The sequence below is a fragment of the Pseudomonas sp. 05N434 genome, assembly GCF_056396965.1.
In genome coordinates this window covers 1-3243 of sequence record NZ_JBFTMK010000567.1, presented here as the reverse complement: position 1 = coordinate 3243, position 3243 = coordinate 1, and the positions used below count along the sequence as shown (strand labels likewise).

Here is a 3243-nt window from a genome sequence, read left to right as displayed (position 1 = left end):
CCACGGGGTCGCGCCCGGAATAATGGCAGGCACCGCCGAATAACAAACGTCGATCCGCCGAGAGCCGGTAGTAATCAAGACCGACTTTCTGGTCGCACAGCGCCAGGTTCTGCGGGATCAGCTGAGCGGCCACCTCGGGTGCCAACGGTTCGGTGGCGATGATGTAACTGCCCGCCGGCAGCACCTTACCGCTCAGGCGCGGTTCGAGTTCTTCCAGATGTGCGTTGCAGGCCAGCACCAGGCTGCCGGCGCGCACTGTGCCGCCGGCGCAGCGAACCTGCACGGGGCTGCCGTGGACCAACTCCAGCACTGGGCTCTGCTCGAAAATCCGTACCCCGAGAGATTGCGCCAGCCGCGCTTCGCCGAGCACCAGATTCAGCGGATGCAAATGCCCCGAACCCATGTCGATCAGGCCGCCGGCATAAAGGTCCGAGCCCACCACTTGCTGGCGGATCTGCTCGGGGCCGACGAGTCGGGTTTCATGGGGGTACTCCAACTCGGCGAGGCTTTGCAGCTCTGCCTTGAACGCAGCGAACTGCGCCGGTGTATTGGCCAGTTCGCAGAAGCCCCAGCGCAGGTCGCAATCGATGCCATGTTCACGGATGCGATTGCCCACCAGCTCCACGGACTCGATGCCCGCACGCTCCAGATAACGCACGCCTTCCTCGCCGACATAACGGGCGAACCCACTGACGTCATGGCCAATGCCACGGATCAACTGCCCGCCATTACGACCGCTGGCGCCCCAGCCGATCCGCCGGCCCTCCAGCAGAATCACCGAGAGCCCGCGCTGTGCCAGTTCGATCGCGGTGTTGACCCCGGTGAACCCGCCACCGATCACGCAGACATCGGCTTCAAGGTCCGAATCCAGCGTCGGGTAGGGTGCCATGCCATTGGCCGATGCCGCGTAATAGGAGCGGGCATGTTGCTTGTCATGCTGATTCATTGGTTGGACTTCACTTTGCTCCAGGAACGGGTCATCAGACGCATGATCGCCTGGGGCGGGGTGGTGGAAATGTAGAGTTTGTCGAGGACGTCCTGGGGTGGGTAGACCTCAGGATTATTGACCAACTCAGCATCCATGTAGGCCTTGGCTGCCGGGTTCGGATTGGCATAGCCCACCGAGGCACTGACCTTGGCGATCACTTGCGGGTCCAGCAGGTTATTGATGAAGGCGTGGGCTTCTTTCGGGTTGCTGGCGTCGGCGGGAATTGCCAGAAGGTCGAACCACAGGTTGCTGCCTTCTTTCGGGATCGAGTAGGCGATGTTCACACCGTTCTTCGCTTCCTTGGCGCGATTGGCCGCCTGGAACACGTCGCCGGAGTAACCGAAGGCCACGCAGATGTCGCCGTTGGCCAAGTCCGAGACGTACTTGGAGGAATGGAAGTAGGTGATGTAAGGCCGGATGCTCAAGAGTTTGGCTTCGGCTTTTTTAAAGTCCTCAGGGTTTTCGCTGCGTGGGTCCATGCCCATGTAGTTGAGGACTGCCGGGAATACTTCATCAGCCGAGTCCATCATCGACACACCACACTGGCTGAGTTTCTTCAGGTTCTCGGGTTCGAAAAACACGGCCCAGGAATCGATGTGATCAATGCCCAGCACTTGCTTGACCTTGTCGACGTTGTAGCCGATGCCGTTGGTGCCCCACAGATACGGTACGGAATGCGCGTTCTGCGGATCGTTTTTCTCCAGCAGCGTCAGCAGTTTCGGGTCGAGGTTTTTGAAGTTGGGCAGCTGCGATCGATCCAGTTTGAGGAACGCACCGGCCTTCACCTGCCGCGCGAGAAAGTGGTTGGACGGCACCACCACGTCATACCCGGTGCGGCCGGCGAGCAGTTTGCCTTCCAGGGTTTCGTTGGAATCGAATACGTCGTAGATCACCTTGATCCCGGTTTTTGCCTGGAAGTCGGCGAGGGTGGTCTCGCCGATGTAATCGGTCCAGTTGTAGACGCTGACGCTTGGCTGAGCCTGCGCCCCGGCGCTGAACAATACCGCCAGCGCGACCGGAACCACGGATTTCAATAGACGCATATCGACACCTCTTTGAGTTATTTGGCTTTGTGGGAGCGGGCGTGTGTTTTTTAGACGCTGAGCAGCAGGAACTCGCGCTCCCAGGAGCTGATCACGCGCTTGAAGTTCTCGTGTTCGGCGCGCTTGACCGCGACATACCCCCGGACGAATTTGCTGCCCAGGTAGCGCTTGATGGTTTCGCACTCTTCCATGCGCGTGAGTGCGTCCTCGATGGTGATCGGCAGGCGCAGGTTGCGTCGCTCGTAGGCACGACCCTGCACCGCGGCGCTCGGCTCGACCTTTTCGACCATGCCCAGGTAGCCGCACAACAGGCTCGCGGCGATCGCCAGGTAAGGGTTGGCGTCGGCACCCGGCAAACGGTTTTCCACGCGCATGGCGTCGGGGCTCGAGGTCGGCACGCGCAGGCCGACGGTGCGGTTTTCTTCGCCCCATTCGACGTTGACCGGTGCCGAGGTGTCGGGCAGGAAGCGGCGGAACGAATTGACGTTGGGCGCGAACATCGGCAGCACTTTGGGGATGTACTTTTGCAGGCCGCCGATGTGGTGCCGGAACAGCTCGCTCATCTGCCCGTCGGCATCGGCGAAGATCGGCTGGCCGCTGGCGATGTCGACCACGCTTTGATGGATGTGCATGGCGCTGCCAGGTTCGTCACCAATGGGTTTGGCCATGAAAGTCGCAGTCACGTTGTGCTTGAGTGCCGCCTCGCGCAGGGTGCGTTTGAACACGGTGATCTGGTCCGCCAGGTCCAGCGCATCGCCATGACGGAAGTTGATTTCCATCTGCGCCGGGCCGTCTTCGTGGATCAGCGTGTCGAGGTCCAGGCCCTGCAGTTCGCACCAGTCGTAGACGTCTTCAAACAGTGGATCGAACTCGTTGGCGGCGTCGATGGAAAAAGACTGTCGACCGCTTTCCGCACGGCCAGAACGCCCCAGCGGCGCCTTGAGTGGTAAGTCCGGGTCTTCGCAGCGCTGGGTCAGGTAGAACTCCATTTCCGGCGCGACAATCGGCTGCCAGCCTTTGTCGGTGTAAAGCTGCAGCACTTTCTTCAGCACGTTGCGCGGCGACAGTTCGATGGGGTTGCCGAACTTGTCGAAGGTGTCGTGGATCACGATGGCGGTGGGTTCGATGGCCCACGGCACCACGTAAACCGCGTCGGCGACAGGTTTGCAGACCATGTCGATGTCGGCCGGGTCGAGCAGGTCGTAGTAGATG

Annotated in this window: 3 protein-coding genes; all 3 read right to left on the bottom strand. The window is 60.8% G+C overall.

Annotation, left to right across the window (positions count from 1 at the left end):
• Positions 1-946 (bottom strand): NAD(P)/FAD-dependent oxidoreductase (locus AC1DLB_RS25925; protein ID WP_477785904.1); only part of this gene is annotated, 946 nt, incomplete at its 3' end.
• Entirely contained in the window at positions 943-2031 is a 1089-nt protein-coding gene (locus AC1DLB_RS25920; protein ID WP_019578877.1) for a polyamine ABC transporter substrate-binding protein, read from the bottom strand. The genes AC1DLB_RS25920 and AC1DLB_RS25925, both read right to left, overlap by 4 nt.
• 50 nt (positions 2032-2081) lie before the next feature.
• A partial coding sequence (locus tag AC1DLB_RS25915; RefSeq protein ID WP_477785903.1) for a glutamine synthetase family protein occupies positions 2082-3243 on the bottom strand: 1162 nt, incomplete at its 5' end.

Coding starts and splice junctions, on each gene's coding strand:
- AC1DLB_RS25920 (WP_019578877.1), bottom strand. CDS start 2,031: ATGCGTCTATTGAAATCCGTGGTTCCGGTCGCGCTGGCGGTATTGTTC.